At 58.2% G+C, this 17,352-nt stretch carries 13 protein-coding genes; 1 reads left to right on the top strand and 12 read right to left on the bottom strand.

Annotated features, from left to right (window positions below; genetic code table 11):
• Window positions 1–52: 52 nt before the first annotated feature.
• The gene (locus TU76_RS19590; protein ID WP_048352355.1) at window positions 53–952 is read right to left on the bottom strand and encodes a LysR family transcriptional regulator; all 900 of its coding nucleotides are present in this window, start codon (window positions 950–952) and stop codon (window positions 53–55) included.
• 152 nt (window positions 953–1,104) lie between these two features.
• Here TU76_RS19590 and TU76_RS19585 point away from each other — a divergent pair, with 152 nt between their 5' ends.
• Window positions 1,105–2,352 (top strand): MFS transporter, encoded by a 1,248-nt coding sequence (locus TU76_RS19585; protein WP_413697929.1) that lies wholly within the window; start codon window positions 1,105–1,107, stop codon window positions 2,350–2,352.
• Between the two features lie 67 nt (window positions 2,353–2,419).
• Here TU76_RS19585 and hemE read toward each other — a convergent pair whose 3' ends face one another.
• The 11 genes from hemE to pilM form a co-directional block, all read right to left on the bottom strand.
• The gene (gene hemE / locus TU76_RS19580; protein WP_019825290.1) at window positions 2,420–3,487 is read right to left on the bottom strand and encodes a uroporphyrinogen decarboxylase; all 1,068 of its coding nucleotides are present in this window, start codon (window positions 3,485–3,487) and stop codon (window positions 2,420–2,422) included.
• A 230-nt stretch (window positions 3,488–3,717) separates the two neighbouring features.
• Window positions 3,718–5,136 carry an FAD-dependent oxidoreductase gene (locus TU76_RS19575; RefSeq protein WP_019825289.1) on the bottom strand — a complete coding sequence of 473 codons (1,419 nt, stop codon included), beginning with the start codon at window positions 5,134–5,136 and terminating at the stop codon, window positions 3,718–3,720.
• A gap of 33 nt (window positions 5,137–5,169) precedes the next feature.
• Window positions 5,170–9,618, bottom strand: coding sequence for a glutamate synthase large subunit (gene gltB, locus TU76_RS19570; RefSeq protein WP_048352354.1), 4,449 nt, complete (start codon window positions 9,616–9,618; stop codon window positions 5,170–5,172).
• Between the two features lie 331 nt (window positions 9,619–9,949).
• Entirely contained in the window at window positions 9,950–11,509 is a 1,560-nt protein-coding gene (locus TU76_RS19565) for an AAA family ATPase (protein WP_019825286.1), read from the bottom strand.
• A 10-nt stretch (window positions 11,510–11,519) separates the two neighbouring features.
• Complete coding sequence (aroB, locus tag TU76_RS19560) at window positions 11,520–12,620, bottom strand: 3-dehydroquinate synthase (RefSeq protein ID WP_046809123.1); 1,101 nt, start codon at window positions 12,618–12,620, stop codon at window positions 11,520–11,522.
• Window positions 12,621–12,767: 147 nt separating this feature from the next.
• Window positions 12,768–13,286 carry a shikimate kinase AroK gene (gene aroK, locus TU76_RS19555; protein ID WP_037032209.1) on the bottom strand — a complete coding sequence of 173 codons (519 nt, stop codon included), beginning with the start codon at window positions 13,284–13,286 and terminating at the stop codon, window positions 12,768–12,770.
• Window positions 13,287–13,290: 4 nt separating this feature from the next.
• Window positions 13,291–14,640 (bottom strand): type IV pilus secretin PilQ, encoded by a 1,350-nt coding sequence (locus tag TU76_RS19550; protein WP_046809122.1) that lies wholly within the window; start codon window positions 14,638–14,640, stop codon window positions 13,291–13,293.
• A 12-nt stretch (window positions 14,641–14,652) separates the two neighbouring features.
• The gene (locus tag TU76_RS19545) at window positions 14,653–15,180 is read right to left on the bottom strand and encodes a pilus assembly protein PilP (RefSeq protein WP_019825279.1); all 528 of its coding nucleotides are present in this window, start codon (window positions 15,178–15,180) and stop codon (window positions 14,653–14,655) included.
• Complete coding sequence (locus tag TU76_RS19540) at window positions 15,177–15,800, bottom strand: type IV pilus inner membrane component PilO (protein WP_048352353.1); 624 nt, start codon at window positions 15,798–15,800, stop codon at window positions 15,177–15,179. Before TU76_RS19540 ends, TU76_RS19545 begins: the two co-directional genes overlap by 4 nt.
• Complete coding sequence (locus tag TU76_RS19535) at window positions 15,797–16,363, bottom strand: PilN domain-containing protein (RefSeq protein ID WP_019825276.1); 567 nt, start codon at window positions 16,361–16,363, stop codon at window positions 15,797–15,799. Before TU76_RS19535 ends, TU76_RS19540 begins: the two co-directional genes overlap by 4 nt.
• A complete protein-coding gene (gene pilM, locus TU76_RS19530; protein WP_048352352.1) occupies window positions 16,363–17,325 on the bottom strand; it encodes a type IV pilus biogenesis protein PilM in 963 nt (320 codons plus the stop codon). Before pilM ends, TU76_RS19535 begins: the two co-directional genes overlap by 1 nt.
• Between the last annotated feature and the right edge of the window lie 27 nt (window positions 17,326–17,352).

The raw sequence follows: 17,352 nt of genomic DNA, 5'->3' as shown, positions 1-17,352 counted from the left end.
GGATCGATACGGTTTGCCTGAAAAGCCGCAGTGCCTGAATCGAGGGCAAGCCCTAAACCCTGGCCACCGTTTTACGGGTCAGTAAATCCGCGAACGCATTTGCCATCGGTGAGTTATTACCCTTGCGCTGCACCAGCCACACCGCCGTATTGGCATCCGGATCAAGCAGCGGCCGATAGACCACGCCCTTGATGCGCATGTGCTGGAACGACGCCGGCAACACCGACACCCCCAGCCCCGCCGATACCAGCCCGATGATGGTCATGGCTTCACCCGCTTCCTGTGAAAAGTGCGGGCTGAAACCCGCCTGGCGCGCCAGGCTCAATAACTGCGCATATAAACCGCTGCCATAACTGCGCGGGAAGAACACAAAAGGCTCATCCGCCAACGCCGCCAACTGCAAGCCATGCTCACTGCCTTCAGCCAAGGGGTGATCGGCGCGGATGACCGCCACCAGCGGCTCACGAAACAACTCCACGGCGCTTAACGACTCAGGCAACGCCAGCGGACGCATGATGCCGACTTCAATGGTCTCATCCACCAACCCCTCGGCCACCTCGCGACTGCTCATTTCCTTGAGGTTCAGGTGCACCGCCGGGAACGCTTGGCGGAACGCAAAAATGGCCTGGGGGATGCTGGAATTGAACGGTGCCGAGGAGGTAAAGCCGATCTTCAATTCGCCCAGTTCACCCAACTGCGCACGCCGGGCCACATCGGCTGCCTTGTCGACCTGGGCCAGCACCAGTCGCGCCTCTTCCAGAAACAATCGCCCGGCTTCACTGAGCTCAACCCGACGGTTGGTGCGATCAAACAAACGCGCGCCCAGTTCCTGCTCCAGTGCCTGAATTTGCTGGCTTAGGGGCGGTTGCGAGATACCCAGCAACTGCGCTGCACGGCCGAAGTGCAGCTCTTCGGCGACGGCGATGAAGTAGCGCAAATGGCGCAATTCCATACAAGCTCCATTGAGTCGTAAAACCTATCAAACAGGTCGAACAATATATTGGAAAGAATCGTTAGCGGCCTATATTCTTTTGTCATTGCCGCTCGGCTTTACCGCAACTTGAGGTCCCCGTGAAAACTGCTGTTGCACCGCTCGCCCACGAAATCCCGCCATCCGCGCTGGATGATGTTGTCTCTCAACTCAATGATGTGTTTATCGAGAAAGGCACGCCGATGTTTATGCGCACGGTGCTGGCGCTGTTCTCGGGGGGCTTTGCGACCTTTGCGCTGCTGTATTGTGTGCAACCGATGATGCCGGTGCTGTCCCATGAATACGGGATCAACGCGGCACAAAGCAGTCTGATCCTGTCGGTCGCCACGGCGATGCTGGCCATTGGTCTGCTGATCACCGGACCGATTTCCGATGCTTTTGGGCGCAAGCCCGTCATGGTGTTTGCGCTGTTTTCCGCGGCGGCCTTTACCTTGCTCAGCGCGATGATGCCGACCTGGGAAGGCGTCCTGATTACTCGCGCCCTGGTGGGCTTGTCGCTGAGCGGTCTGGCCGCAGTAGCGATGACGTACTTGAGTGAAGAAATTCATCCCCAGCACATCGGCTTGGCCATGGGTTTGTACATCGGTGGTAACGCCATTGGCGGTATGAGCGGGCGTTTGATCAGCGGCGTATTGATCGACTTTGTAAGCTGGCACACGGCAATGCTGGTGATCGGAGGCCTGGCGCTGGCCGCCGCGATGGTGTTTGTGAAAATCCTGCCCGAATCGCGCAACTTCCGCCCCCGTGCCATGAACCCCCGCAGCCTGCTGGAAGGCTTCACCCTGCACTTTCGCGATGCCGGGCTGCCGTGGCTGTTCCTCGAAGCCTTCCTGCTGATGGGCAGCTTTGTGACGCTGTTCAACTACATCGGCTATCGCCTGCTGGCTGACCCTTACAACATGAATCAGGCGCTGGTAGGTTTGTTGTCCATTGTCTATCTCTCGGGCATCTACAGCTCCGCGCAGATTGGCGCGCTGGCCGACAAGCTGGGCCGTCGCCGTGTGCTGTGGGCCGTGATTGTGCTGATGCTGGCCGGGATCGCGCTGACCATGCTCGAGCCCATAACGTTTGTGATTATCGGCATGCTGATGTTCACGTTCGGCTTCTTCGGCGCGCACTCGGTGGCCAGCAGTTGGATCGGCCGCCGGGCCATCAAGGCCAAGGGGCAGGCGTCGTCGCTATACCTGTTCAGCTACTACGCCGGGTCGAGCGTCGCAGGTACTCTGGGTGGCGTGTTCTGGCATCTGGCAGGCTGGAACGGTATCGGTTCGTTTATCGTCGGCATGCTGCTGATTGCTTTGCTGGTATCGCTGCATCTGGCCAGGTTGCCGGTGCTGCCGGGGAATGCGAAAAGCGCATAACCCCCGAAACACAGCATAAAAAAAGCCCGGGACTCAATCGAGACCCGGGCTTTTTTGTGCGCGTTACTTACTGGTGATACTGGCCCGAGAACTCGTGCACCGCGCTGATAAAAGCACCTGCGTGTTCCGGCTTCACTTCCGGGGTGATGCCGTGACCCAGGTTGAATACATGGCCCGAACCGGTGCCGTAGCTGGCCAGGATGCGCTTGACCTCGGTGCGGATCGCCTCCGGGTTGGCGTACAGCACGGTCGGGTCCATGTTGCCTTGCAGCGCAACCTTGTTGCCCACACGCTTACGGGCTTCGCCCAAGTCGCACGTCCAGTCCAGACCCAGGGCGTCAGCGCCTGCATCGGCAATGCTTTCAAGCCACAGACCGCCGTTCTTGGTGAACAGGATGACCGGCACTTTGCGGCCTTCGTGCTCGCGGATCAGGCCGCTGACGATTTTGCGCATATAGGCCAAAGAGAACTCCTGGTATGCCGCAGACGACAGGTTGCCGCCCCAGGTGTCGAAGATCTGGACCGCTTGGGCACCGGCCATGATCTGGCCATTGAGGTAGGAGGTCACCGACTGCGCCAGCTTGTCGAGCAGCAAGTGCATGGCCTGCGGGGTGTCATAGAGCATGGCCTTGGTTTTGCGGAAGTCCTTGGAGGAGCCACCTTCAACCATGTAGGTGGCCAGGGTCCACGGGCTGCCAGAGAAGCCGATCAGGGGCACGCGACCATTCAGCTCTTTGCGAATGGTGCTGACGGCGTTCATCACGTAGCCGAGATCTTTTTGCGGGTCGGGAATCGGCAGTGCTTCGATGTCGGCCAGGGTGCTGACAACTTTTTTGAAGCGCGGACCTTCGCCGGTTTCGAAGTACAGGCCTTGGCCCATGGCATCGGGGATGGTCAGGATGTCGGAGAACAAGATGGCCGCATCCAGCTGCGGGAAGCGGTCCAGAGGCTGCATGGTGACTTCACATGCGAATTCGGCGTTCTTGCACAGGCTCATGAAATCGCCGGCCTTGGCGCGGCTGGCACGGTACTCCGGCAGGTAGCGACCGGCCTGACGCATCATCCAGACAGGCGTTACGTCTACGGGTTGCTTGAGCAAAGCGCGAAGGAAACGGTCATTCTTGAGAACAGTCATGTCAGCATCCGGAAAAAAAGTGGGGGCATTTTCTCAGAGACGGACGCAAAAGGCACGGCAAGTGCCGTGCCTTTTATCTATCGGGGCGATTTGACGCGGTGTAACACCGTATTTGGCAACACGGTGAAACAACTGTGGGAGCGGGCTTGCTCGCGATGCAGACAACTCGATTGATCAGCAGACCGGGTTGATCCCATCGCGGGCAAGCCCGCTCCCACAGGGGGATTGGGCTACACGCCCAGGTAATCCATGATCCCTTCAGCCGCAGTACGGCCTTCGAAAATCGCGGTCACAACCAGGTCCGAGCCGCGCACCATGTCGCCACCGGCAAAAATCTTCGGGTGGCTGGTCTGGTGCTTGAACTTCGACTGCTCGGGAGCAATCACGCGGCCCTGGCTGTCGGTCTGGATCTCGAACTGCTCGAACCATGACGCCGGGCTCGGGCGGAAACCAAAGGCGATGATCACGGCGTCTGCCGGGATGATCTCTTCAGAACCCGGAATCGGCTCAGGGCTGCGTCGGCCACGGGCATCCGGCTCGCCGAGACGGGTCTCGACCACCTTCACGCCTTCAACCTTGCCTTCACCGACAATGGCAATCGGCTGACGGTTGTAAAGGAACTTCACGCCCTCTTCCTTGGCGTTCTTCACTTCTTTACGGGAGCCGGGCATGTTGGCTTCGTCACGACGATAGGCACAAGTCACCGATTTGGCGCCCTGGCGAATCGAAGTACGGTTGCAGTCCATGGCCGTGTCGCCGCCACCGAGCACCACAATCTTTTTGCCTTTCATGTCGACGAAGTCTTCCGGCGATTTTTCAAAGCCCAGGTTGCGGTTGACGTTGGCGATCAGAAAATCCAGTGCATCGTGCACGCCTGGCAGGTCTTCACCGGCAAAACCACCTTTCATATAGGTGTAGGTGCCCATGCCCATAAAGACGGCGTCGTACTCGGCCAGCAGCTCTTCCATGCTGATGTCTTTGCCGATTTCGGTATTGAGACGGAACTCGATACCCATGCCGGTGAACACTTCGCGACGGTGGCTCAGGACGGTTTTTTCAAGTTTGAACTCCGGGATACCGAAGGTCAGCAGACCGCCGATTTCCGGGTTCTTGTCGAAGACCACCGGTGTCACACCGCCACGCACCAGTACGTCGGCACAGCCCAGGCCCGCAGGGCCCGCGCCGATGATGGCCACACGCTTGCCGGTTGGTACAACCTTGGACATGTCCGGGCGCCAGCCCATGGCGAACGCGGTGTCGGTGATGTACTTCTCCACCGAACCGATGGTCACCGCGCCGAAACCGTCGTTAAGGGTGCAGGCACCCTCGCACAGGCGGTCTTGCGGACACACCCGGCCACAGACTTCGGGCAAGGTGTTGGTCTGGTGCGACAGTTCGGCGGCGGCGAGGATGTTGCCCTCGGCCACCAGCTTGAGCCAGTTTGGAATGAAGTTATGCACAGGGCATTTCCATTCACAGTACGGGTTACCGCAACCCAGGCAGCGGTGGGCCTGCTCGGCCGACTGCTGGGGTTTGAAGGGTTCGTAGATTTCCACGAACTCTTTTTTGCGTTGACGTAACAGTTTCTTCTTCGGATCTTTGCGCCCGACATCGATGAACTGGAAGTCGTTACTCAGACGTTCAGCCATTGTTAAAACCTCATCAAACTCTTCAGGCGCATATCACTGCGGGTTGGCACGGATGCTGGAAAGCAACGACTTCAAGCTGGCAGCCTTGGGCTTGACCATCCAGAAACGACGCAGGTAATCATCAAGGTTTTCCGAGAGGTTGCGACCCCACTCGCTATTGGTTTCCTCGACGTATTCGTCCAGCACGTGTTGCAGATGGTTGCGATATGCCTCCATCGCTTCGCCGCTGATCCGCTGGATTTCCACCAATTCGTGGTTAACCCGGTCGACGAAGGTGTTGTCCTGATCCAGCACGTAGGCGAAACCGCCTGTCATGCCCGAGCCGAAGTTGTAACCGGTTTTGCCCAGTACGCAGACGAAACCGCCCGTCATGTATTCGCAGCAGTGATCGCCTGTACCTTCAACCACGGTGTGAGCACCGGAGTTACGCACGGCGAAACGCTCGCCCGCCGTACCGGCCGCGAACAACTTGCCGCCGGTTGCCCCGTACAGGCAGGTGTTGCCGACAATGGCGCTGTCCTGAGTTTTGTAGATGCTGCCTACAGGCGGGACTATCACCAGCTTACCGCCGGTCATGCCTTTGCCCACGTAGTCGTTGGCATCGCCTTTCAGGTACATGTTCAAACCACCGGCGTTCCACACGCCAAAGCTCTGACCTGCAGTGCCTTTGAAGCGGAAGGTGATTGGTGCTTTGGCCATGCCCTGGTTGCCGTGGGCACGGGCAATTTCACCCGAGATACGCGCACCAATCGAACGGTCGCAGTTGCAGATGTCGAGGTCGAACTCGGCACCGCTCATGTCGTTGATGGCAGACGTGGCCAAGTCGACCATCTTCTCAGCCAGCAGGCCTTTGTCGAACGGCGGGTTGCGCTCTACCTGGCAGAACTGTGGTTTGTCCGCCGGGATGTGATCACTGCCCAACAGGGGCGTAAGGTCCAGGTTGTGCTGTTTGGCGGTCTCGCCCTGCAGGATGTCCAGCAGGTCGGTACGGCCGATCAGCTCTTCGAGGGTGCGCACGCCCAGTTTCGCCAGCCACTCGCGGGTTTCTTCAGCCACGTAGGTGAAGAAGTTGACGACCATGTCGACAGTGCCGATGTAGTGGTTTTTACGCAGCGATTCGTTTTGGGTCGCGACACCGGTTGCGCAGTTGTTGAGGTGGCAAATACGCAGGTATTTGCAGCCCAGAGCGATCATCGGTGCAGTACCGAAGCCAAAGCTTTCAGCGCCCAGAATCGCAGCCTTGATCACGTCGAGGCCGGTTTTCAGGCCACCGTCGGTTTGTACCCGCACTTTGCCGCGCAGGTCGTTACCGCGCAGGGTCTGGTGGGTTTCAGCCAGGCCCAGCTCCCATGGAGCGCCCGCGTACTTGATGGACGTCAGCGGTGATGCACCGGTGCCGCCGTCATAGCCGGAGATGGTGATCAGGTCGGCATAGGCCTTGGCCACGCCTGCGGCGATGGTGCCTACGCCCGCTTCAGCTACCAGCTTCACCGAGACCAGCGCTTTGGGATTGACTTGTTTCAAGTCAAAGATCAGTTGCGACAAGTCTTCGATGGAATAGATGTCATGGTGTGGCGGTGGCGAAATCAGGGTGACGCCGGGTACGGCATATCGCAGTTTGGCGATCAGGCCATTAACCTTGCCGCCCGGCAGTTGCCCGCCCTCACCCGGCTTGGCGCCTTGGGCAACCTTGATTTGCAGCACTTCGGCGTTGACCAGGTATTCCGGGGTCACACCAAAACGGCCAGTGGCCACTTGCTTGATTTTTGAACTTTTGATCGTGCCGTAACGCGCCGGGTCTTCGCCGCCTTCACCGGAGTTGGAGCGTGCGCCCAAACGGTTCATGGCTTCAGCCAGGGCTTCGTGGGCCTCTGGCGACAAGGCACCCAGCGAGATGCCGGCCGAGTCGAAACGCTTAAGGATCGAGTCCAGCGGTTCGATTTCGTCGATGGACAGTGGCGTGTCGAGGGTTTTTACCTGGAACAGGTCGCGGATCATCGACACTGGACGCTTGTCGACCAGGGCGGTGTATTCCTTGAACTTGCTGTAGTCGCCCTGTTGCACAGCGGCTTGCAGGGTGGCCACCACGTCCGGGTTATAGGCGTGGTATTCGCCGCCGTGCACGTACTTGAGCAGGCCCCCTTGCTGGATCGGCTTGCGCGCGCTCCAGGCTTCGGCCGCCAGCAGCTTTTGCTCGGTTTCAAGGTCAATGAAACGGGCGCCCTTGATGCGGCTTGGAACGCCACGGAAGCTCAGGTCGCAGATTTCTTCAGACAGGCCGATGGCCTCGAACAGCTGCGCACCACGGTACGAAGCAATGGTCGAGATGCCCATTTTCGACAAGATTTTGAGCAAGCCCTTGGTGATGCCTTTGCGGTAGTTCTTGAATACCTCATAGAGGTCGCCAAGGACTTCACCGGTACGGATCAAGTCACCCAAAACTTCGTAAGCCAGGAACGGATAGACCGCCGAGGCGCCGAAGCCGATCAGCACCGCAAAGTGATGCGGGTCACGGGCAGTAGCGGTTTCAACCAGGATGTTGCTGTCGCAGCGCAGGCCTTTTTCGGTCAAGCGGTGATGCACGGCACCCACAGCCAACGAGGCGTGAACCGGCAACTTGCCCGGTGCGATGTGACGGTCACTCAGAACGATCTGAGTACGGCCTGCACGTGCGGCTTCTTCGGCCTGATCGGCGATATTGCGTACAGCGGCTTCAAGGCCAACGCTCTCGTCGTAGTTGAGGTCGATGATCTGACGCTCAAAGCCCGGCAGGTCGAGGTTCATCAGCGAGCGCCATTTGGCAGGCGAGATCACGGGCGAACTGAGGATGACGCGCGAAGCGTGCTCCGGGGATTCCTGGAAGATGTTGCGCTCGGCACCGAGGCAGATTTCCAGGGACATGACGATGGCTTCACGCAGCGGATCGATCGGCGGGTTGGTAACCTGCGCGAACTGCTGCCGGAAGTAGTCGTATGGCGTGCGAACACGTTGGGACAGCACGGCCATTGGCGTGTCGTCACCCATCGAACCTACGGCTTCGTAGCCTTGTTCGCCCAATGGACGCAGCACCTGATCGCGCTCTTCGAACGTGACCTGATACATCTTCATGTATTGCTTGAGCTGATCAACGTCGTAAAACGCCGAACCGTGGTCATGGTCGTCGATGGTGGCCTGAATGCGCAGGGCATTCTTGCGCAGCCACTGTTTGTACGGGTGACGCGACTTCAAACGGTTGTCGATGGAGTCGGTGTCCAGTACCTGGCCGGTTTCGGTGTCCACGGCCAGGATCTGGCCAGGACCTACACGGCCTTTGGCGATCACGTCTTCAGGCTTGTAGTCCCACACGCCAATTTCAGAGGCGATGGTGATGTAGCCGTTGGTGGTGGTAACCCAGCGTGCCGGGCGCAGACCGTTACGGTCGAGCAGGCAGACCGCGTAGCGACCGTCAGTCATTACAACGCCAGCCGGGCCGTCCCACGGTTCCATGTGCATGGAGTTGTACTCATAGAACGCCCGCAGGTCGGGGTCCATGGTTTCAACGTTCTGCCACGCCGGTGGAATCAGCATGCGCACGCCACGGAACAGGTCGATGCCGCCGGTGACCATCAGTTCCAGCATGTTGTCCATGCTCGAGGAGTCAGAACCCACGCGGTTAACCAGTGGGCCGAGCTCATCGAGGTCGCCGATCAGGTCGTTGGCAAACTTGGTGCGACGGGCCTGGGCCCAGTTGCGGTTACCGGTGATGGTGTTGATCTCGCCGTTGTGGGCGAGAAAGCGGAATGGCTGAGCCAGCGGCCATTTCGGCAGGGTATTGGTGGAGAAACGCTGGTGAAACACGCAGATTGCGGTTTGCAGGCGCTCGTCGCTCAGGTCCGGATAAAAGGCGGTGAGATCCGCCGGCATCATCAGGCCTTTATAAATGATGGTCTTGTGGGAAAAGCTGCAGATGTAGTGGTCAGTGTCAGCTGCGTTGCTCACCGATGAGCGGCGACGGGCGCTGAACAGTTTGATCGCCATGTCCTGATCGCTCAGGTTGTCGCCTGCGATAAACACTTGCTCGATCTGCGGCAAACGTTCCAGTGCCAGGCGGCCCAGAACGCTGGTATCGATTGGCACCTTGCGCCAGCCCACCAATTGCAGACCCGCCGCGAGAATTTCGCGGTTCATGTTGTTGCGGGCCGCTTCGGCCTTGATCGGGTCCTGGTTGAAAAACACCATGCCGACGGCGTATTGCTTGGGCAAATCTGCGCCGAACTGTTCCTTGGCGGTTGCACGCAAGAACAGGTCAGGCTTTTGAATCAGCAGGCCACAACCGTCACCGGTCTTGCCGTCTGCGTTGATCCCACCGCGGTGGGTCATGCAGGTCAGGGCTTCAATGGCGGTTTGTAGAAGGGTATGACTAGGTTCGCCCTGCATATGGGCAATCAGGCCGAAACCACAGTTATCCTTGAATTCATCGGGGTGGTACAGACCTGCTTTCATAGACACTTTCTCACCAGGCTGCCCCAAAAAGGGGCAAATTTCTTTTAATTCAACCACTGCTCCCCGCGCTGAACGTACGCCAGCTTGGCAGGGGCAAAAGGGTGGTCATTCTACACACCGTCACAAAGACCCACAAATTTAGCGGCGATTAACCGTAAGTTCGTGTCGCATTTATGAAAGGTTTAAAGCGATTGCTCGTGCTAGTCAAAACATTTTTGATGTCGACTGCTGCGCGGCGCAGACACCACAAGGCATGCGGCTTGGAAAGCCCGCATGCACAAGCAGGAATTTGATGTGCTAGAACGGCGACCTGGGTAAGGTCGCCGGATCATCAGCGAGCTGTAGCCAGCTCTTTTTGGACGCTGGCGACAGTGCGAGGCCAAGGTTTACCAGCCTGTGTCTTCGCTGGCAAGTTCTTGATTGCCGCAGTGGCTGCGGCATGGCTTGGGAAATTGCCATAGGTGACGACGTACAGCGGCTTGCCGTTCAAGGACTTCTTGAAATAACGGGCATCGCCGCCCAGTTCTTTAGCGACATTTTGCGCAGACGCTTCAGAGCTAGTGCCGACGATCTGCACCACATAGTTGTTGGCTGGCTGGCTGGAATACCAGCTGCCGCCCGGTGCAGCCTTCGCCACAGTGACAGGCTTCTCGGCCGGCTTGACCACTGGCTTGGCTGCCGGGGCCGGAGCAGGCTTGGCGACAGGAGCTGGTGCTGGCTTGGCCGTTGCCACGGTCGGTGCCGGTGTCGCCACTGGCGCCGGGCCTGAAGGCACGCCAACCGGTGGTGCAGTGGTGGTGACGGTGGGTGGCGAGGCAACACCACCGTCGACCGCAGGAACACCTCCATCGTCACCCTCAGAGATACCCCCGGCCTCTTCAGCCAACGGGCCGCGCATGACCGGCTGCGACTGGCCCACCAGCGGCAACGGCATAGGCTGCGAAGAGCCTGCGAAATCAACCGACGGCTGGGCACCGCCATTGGGAGCGGCCTGCCCCAGTTGTGTCTGTTCGGCACCCGGCGCGACAGGCGCCTTGCCACGACCCGGTATCAATACAGCAGCAGCTACAGCTACTACCACTACTGCACCAATGGCCAATACGTGTTTCTTCGGCATCTTGAACCCCATACTTGGACGCTTGACCGCTGAACGGCTGGCAATCATGGCTTCGATCATTGCATCGCGGGCGACCTGGTTAATCGTGCCAGGCCAGCCCTCGGAGCTCTCGTGTATATCTGAGATCTGCTGAGCGCTAAAGAGTTCGATTCCTGCCCCTGCACCTTCCAGGCGTTGGGCCAGATACTCACGGGTTTCATCGAGGGTATAGGGCTGCAACTCGATGACATGAAAACGTTCTTCATCACCGCTCAACTGTTCCAGCCCGGCGATCATCGACGGCTCACCGAACAGGAACACATGCGGACGGCCTTCGGGCGCTCCCGCGGCCAGCGCCAGCAATGCTTCCATTGCCGACTCGTCCAGCTGCTCGGCGTCATCGACCAACAAGTAGACTTCTTGCCCGGTCAGTGCCAATTGCACGACTTGCCCCAGAATGGAGCCCACATCGGGGCGTGCAACATTCAGGGTCTGTGCCACCTGGTGCAAAATGCCAGCTGCATCGCCAACACCCCGCGCCGACACCACGACACTCTGCACAGACTGCTTATTGGTGCTCGCGACCAGTGCCTGACGCAGCAAGGTCTTGCCGCTGCCTTCAGGCCCGGTGACCACCAGCAACAACTGGCTGTAACGGGCAAGGTGATGCAACTGCCCCAGCACCGGCTTGCGCTGGGCAGGGAAAAACTTGAAGCCCGGTACCCGCGGCGCAAAAGGGTCGTGGTTGAGCTGGAAGTGACCGAGGAACGCCTCGTCGGCATGCAAACTAGTCATCGGGATCTTATTAACCTTTAAGCTGAGCCAGTGCGCGGTAATCCGCACCCAGCGTGGCTTGGAGAACCTCTTGTGGGTAATCGTCAGTCACTGTCGCTTCGCCCAGGCGACGCAACAGCACCAGCCGCATGCGGCCGTCGATCACTTTTTTATCAACAGCCATGTGTTGCATGAAGTCGGCCGGTGTCATTTCGCTGGGCGGTACTACTGGCAAACCGGCACGCTGGAAAATTCGAATACCGCGGTCACGTTCTGCATCGCTGATCCAGCCCAAGCGGGCGGACATTTCCAGCGCCATCACGGTGCCTGCTGCTACCGCCTCGCCATGCAACCATACGCCGTAACCCATATGGGTTTCGATAGCATGACCAAAGGTATGACCGAGGTTAAGGGTGGCGCGTACGCCTGTTTCGCGCTCATCGGCCCCCACCACTTCAGCCTTGGCGGCGCACGAACGCTGAATTGCGGCGGTCAGGGCGACCTGATCCAGTGCACGCAAAGCGTCCATGTTGTCTTCGAGCCAGGTCAGGAACGGCTCATCGCAAATCAGTCCGTACTTGATGACTTCAGCCAGCCCCGCAGACAATTCACGGGCCGGGAGCGTATTGAGGGTCTGGGTATCGATCAGCACCAGGTTGGGCTGATAAAAAGCACCGATCATGTTCTTGCCCAGCGGGTGGTTGATACCGGTTTTGCCGCCCACCGACGAATCGACCTGAGACAGCAAGGTGGTCGGCACCTGGATGAAATCAACACCGCGCTGGTAGCAGGCTGCCGCAAAGCCTGCCATGTCACCCACCACGCCGCCGCCCAAAGCGATCACCGTGGTACGCCGATCGTGGCGAGCAGTGAGCAGGCCGCTGAAGATCAGTTGCAGGGTTTCCCAGTTTTTGAACGACTCGCCGTCGGGCAGGATAATCGGCACGACCGAGAACTGCGCAAGGCTGCGTGTCAGGCGCTCAAGATAGAGTGGCGCGACCGTTGCATTGGTCACAATGGCCACTTGGCGGCCGGCGATATGGGGGGCCAGCAACTGCGGCTGATCCAACAAACCTTCGCCAATATGAATCGGGTAGCTACGCTCGCCTAGATCAACCTTCAGTGTCTGCATGAATCCCCGCGTTGAAACAGGTCACCGACGACCTGCTTCGCAATTATCAAGTGATGGCCGCCCCTGTTCTGACGCGACCCAATAGCCTTTGCTGGCGCCGAGGATAGCGCATTTCGTACCGCACTTTAATGGTCTGGCACAGCGGCCCTACCGAGGAGCAAGCTGCGCCAGTCGCTCGAGAATATCCAGAACCACCATGCGAGGTGGCCGCTCATCGGTTTCGACCACCAGATCAGCAATTTCTCGATAAAGCGGATCGCGGATGGCCAGCAAGTCGCGCAGGATTTTTTCCGGGTTTGCATTGCGCAACAGAGGTCGATTGCGGTCACGTGAAGTACGAGCAACCTGCTGTTCGATAGAGGCATGCAAGTACACCACTCGCCCGCCATTGCGCAACGCCAGCCGGTTTTCGGGGCGCATGACGGCACCCCCACCGGTCGCCAGCACAATGCCATTTTCATGGCACAGCTCAACAATCATGGCTGTTTCACGATCGCGGAAGCCTGGTTCACCTTCTTTGTCGAAGATCCACGGGATATTGGCACCCGAGCGCACTTCAATTTCCTTATCGGAATCCTTGAACGGCAGGTGCAACTCTTTGGCCAGCAAACGTCCGATGGTGCTTTTTCCAGCCCCCATTGGCCCAACAAGAATCAAATTTCTCACAGAATCAATGACTCACAGCAATCGCCTGGTTGTTCATGATACGCGGAGTCAGGAACACCAGCAGTTCGGATTTTTTTTCCAGGACAACGTCTCTACGGAAAAGTCGGCCAACATACGGCAGATCTCCTAAAAATGGCACTTTATCTACTACTTTGCTTTGAGTATTTGAGAACACTCCCCCAATCACGATGGTTTCACCGTCCCTGACCAGCACCTTGGCCCTGACCTCATTCTTCTTGATGGGTGGCACATCCTGAACCCTGTTCATGTAGTCGGGCTCATCCTTGGTAACGACGACCTCCATAATGACGCTGTTGTCCGGGGTTATTTGCGGCGTCACTTCCAGGGACAACGAGGCCTCCTTGAACGATACCGATGTGGCCCCGCTTGAACTGGACTCTTGATAGGGAATTTCAGTGCCTTTGAGGATTTTGGCGGTTTCCTTGTCGGAGGTAACTACTTTGGGCTGAGAAATGATTTCGCCATTGCCGGTTTTTTCCATGGCCGTCAGTTCCAGGTCCAACAACACATTGTTGGTGATAAAGGCGATACCCAGCCCGGAGGTATTGCCTGAAACGCCGAGGTCCACAAAGGGCGCACCCAGATTTCCGGGCGCGACCTCTGACCCGCCCGAGCGGGTAATGCCGCCCGCACTCCAGCGGCCTTCGTTGCGCAGTGTTCCACCCCAACGAACCCCCAGGCTTTTCTCGAAGTCCACGCCCGCCTCAACAATCCGGGCCTCGATCATGACCTGACGTACCGGAACATCCAGTTGAGCCACGAGGCGTCGCAACTCATCCAGCCGCTCTCCAGACTCAAAGGCGATGATGTTATTGGTGCGTTCGTCCACCGTGACAGTGCCCTGCCCGTCATTACCAGGTTGAGCGCCGGTCACCGACTGGAACAATTTGGCAATATCTGCTGCCTTGGCGTAATTGACCTGCACCAATTCTCTGCGCAAAGGCGCAAGTCGGGCCAGTTGATTGCGGGCCTCAAGCTCTTGCCGCTCACCCGCTGCGATGTCGTCAGAGGGGGCGATCATCAGCACATTGCCCTCAAGGCGCTTGCCCAGACCCTTGCTCTTTAGCACCAGATCCAGCGCCTGATCCCAGGGTACGTCCTGCAGGTTGAGGGTAATGCTGCCTTGAACAGCGTCGCTGACCACCAGATTGAACCCCGTAAAATCTGCCAGTAGCTGAAGCACTGTGCGCACTTCAACCTCCTGAAAGTTAAGGGACATTGTGTCGCCGACATACGAGGGGTGGGTGTCTGCAGGCGTAGCAATCGCCAGCGTTGCCTGCGAATTCAGCGCACTCCATAGCGCCAGTACGCAGACCGGTGAAATCCTTTTCATGGTGTTTATCCGTTAAGACTGTTGCTTTAGAGGGATCGTCAGGGACCTTTCCAGCCAACCGCCCCGACCATCGGAAATCACTTCAAACACTTCAACCTGAGCCGTGCCTACAGAGACAATCTGGCCATTGTTGCGCCCCAGGTAATCACCTACTTTCAAGCGGTGAATGACGCCATTGGCCCGGAGCAAGACGTTGGTTTCCAGATCATTGGACAGCGTCCCGACCATCTCGAATTGCTCAAGGTCGAAGCCTTCCAGGAACTGCCGCACCCGGTCACCGTCAAGTTCATCACCGACAAGGCTGGCCTGCCAACCACCAGCCCCGCGCCCGGATACGGCTTGAAAAGGATTGCGCAACGTCAACGCGTCATACGTAAACACATGTGCAGCACTCATCTCGGGAAGCGGCTCAATGGCAGTGCCCGGGTGCGCCTGCGTGGCCTGCAAATACCGTTGCAGCTCCCCGGTGCTCTGCGGGTTATCGCACCCCGCCAGGCTCGCCAGCAATCCAGCACCAAACAGTCGATAACAAACACTCATGGGATCAGTCCTTGATCATGGGTGCGGTAGGTTCTGGCCAGCAGCGTCATGCGCAACTGACCGTCGCCTGTGCCGTTGAGCGGCGCAAGTGCGAAATCATGAAGAGTGACGATGCGTGGCAGGCTCGCCATGGCGCTGACGAAGAGCCCCAACTCGTGGTACCCACCCGCAAGGGTCATCTGCAAGGGCAATTCGGCATAGAACGGCTGGAGGACTTCGGGTAACCAGTGAATCTGCTCGATCGCCAGGCCATTGAGGTGGCCCAGTCGCGAAATTTCATCGAGCAAACCAGGCACTTGCGCCTGAGCAGGGAGTTGTTTGAGCAACACACTAAAGGCAGCTTCCAGCCCTTGCATTTGCTTCAAGTAGGCATCCAGGTTCGCAACCTGGGCAACCCGAGCTTCAAACTCGGTTTTTAGTTTGGTTTGAGCTTCATGCTGCTGTTGCAACCGGACAACCGAGGGCTGCAGCAGCAGCGGATACCCCAGTACAAACATCACCCCCAGCCACGCCAAAGCCACGGAGGTTTTGCGTTTTGGCGACCAGGTTCCCGGACTTCCGAAGTCCAGCTCCCGCAGGTCAAAGCTGCGCAGGCTCTGCAGCCATAGCGCAGCATTCATAACTGCCCCCCGGCAGGTGCATGCCGAGCTTCGCGCACCGTCATCTGAAATTGACGCTCTTGCCCCCCGGCATGGGCGGGATCTGCCTTGACGTCATTAAGTTCAGGCGTTTCCAGCCAGTGTGAAGCATCCAGATTTCGCATCAGCTGCGCGACGAGGTTATTGGACTGGGCAACCCCCGTGATGACGATGGTGCCCTCGGTCATTTTCACGTCGGTGAAATGTACGCCTTCGGGCAAACTGCGCGCCAACTGCTCCAAAATAATCCCGCTGCTCGATCGGCTGCTCTGCAGTGCCCCGATTGTTTGCATGCGCTCGAGCAATTGCTCGCGGCGCACTTTCAACTGATCGATTTGCTCCGCGCGACCGTCCAGCTGGAACGTGGCACTGCGGATCAAGTCATTGCGCTCCAGCTGCTGCTCGACCAGGTTGTCGATAAATTGGTCAGCAGCAAACAAACCCGCCGCCGTCCCCACCGACAGTACAGCCAGCACCATCAAAAACCGTTTGCCCCGCTTTTCACGCAATAACGCGCGCCAGGGCAAAAAATTGATTTTCGCCATCAATCAAACCCCCTCAAGGCCAGACCGCAGGCAGTCAATAATACTGGAGCATCGCAGAGCAAGGCTTCAGGTGCGAGCGCGGGCTCAAGGCTCATGGTCGAAAAGGGATTGGCGGTACGTGTCGGCGTACCGAGCCGGGTCTCAATACACTGCCTCAACCCAGGGGTCGTTGCCGCCTCGCCAGCCAGTATGATCATGGCGATAGTCTCTTCAATGCCGGACTGGGCAAACAGCTCTAACTCGCGCTCCAAATGCCCGGATATCGTATTTTCGAACCCATGTTGCTCTGCAGCTTCCGGCTCAAGGCGCAACTCGCGGGAATAAATCACCTGCCCATGGCACACCACGCTCAAAAAAATTGCACGGGGTGCAAGGTCAAGCACCGCTACTGCATCTTGCAACGCAACGTTTGGGGCCATGGCCTCAACGCCACGTGCTAGGGCATGGGCCTGGACTGTGACCACTCGTGGAGTCAAACCGGCACTGGTCAAAACGCAACGATGCCACTCAAGTGCTTCTTGGCGACACGCCGCCACCTGTACGTTGATCCGTCCCGGATGGCTCGATGAAAAACCTTGAACTTCGAAATCCAGCGCCACGTCTTCAAGCGCATAAGGAATATGTTGCTCCGCCTCCAGCCGTACATGAAGTTCAAGCTCGATTTCATTCAAGCCCGCCTCGACCTCAAGGGTTTTGCAGATAACTTGCCCGTCGGGGATTCCGACAATGGCATTACTGGTCACAACGGCAGCTTTTTCCAGCGCTCTCTGGAGTGCTTGAACGACACTTTTGGACTCAGCGCCGGTCTGATGCCCCGTAAGCCCGGCTGGCAACGGTTCTATGGCATAGCCTTGAAGCATGAACTTGCCCCGGGAACGGCTCAGTTCGACGACTTTGATCGCTTGCTGGCTGATATCGACACCGATGAAACGATGGCGTGTTGTAGGAAGAAATCCGGGCACTTTTGTTTTCCCTAATGCAATCCGTCA

This window comes from Pseudomonas psychrophila, assembly GCF_001043005.1.
Taxonomy (GTDB): Bacteria; Pseudomonadota; Gammaproteobacteria; order Pseudomonadales; family Pseudomonadaceae; genus Aquipseudomonas; species Aquipseudomonas psychrophila.
This window is presented reverse-complemented; position numbering and strand designations above follow the sequence as displayed.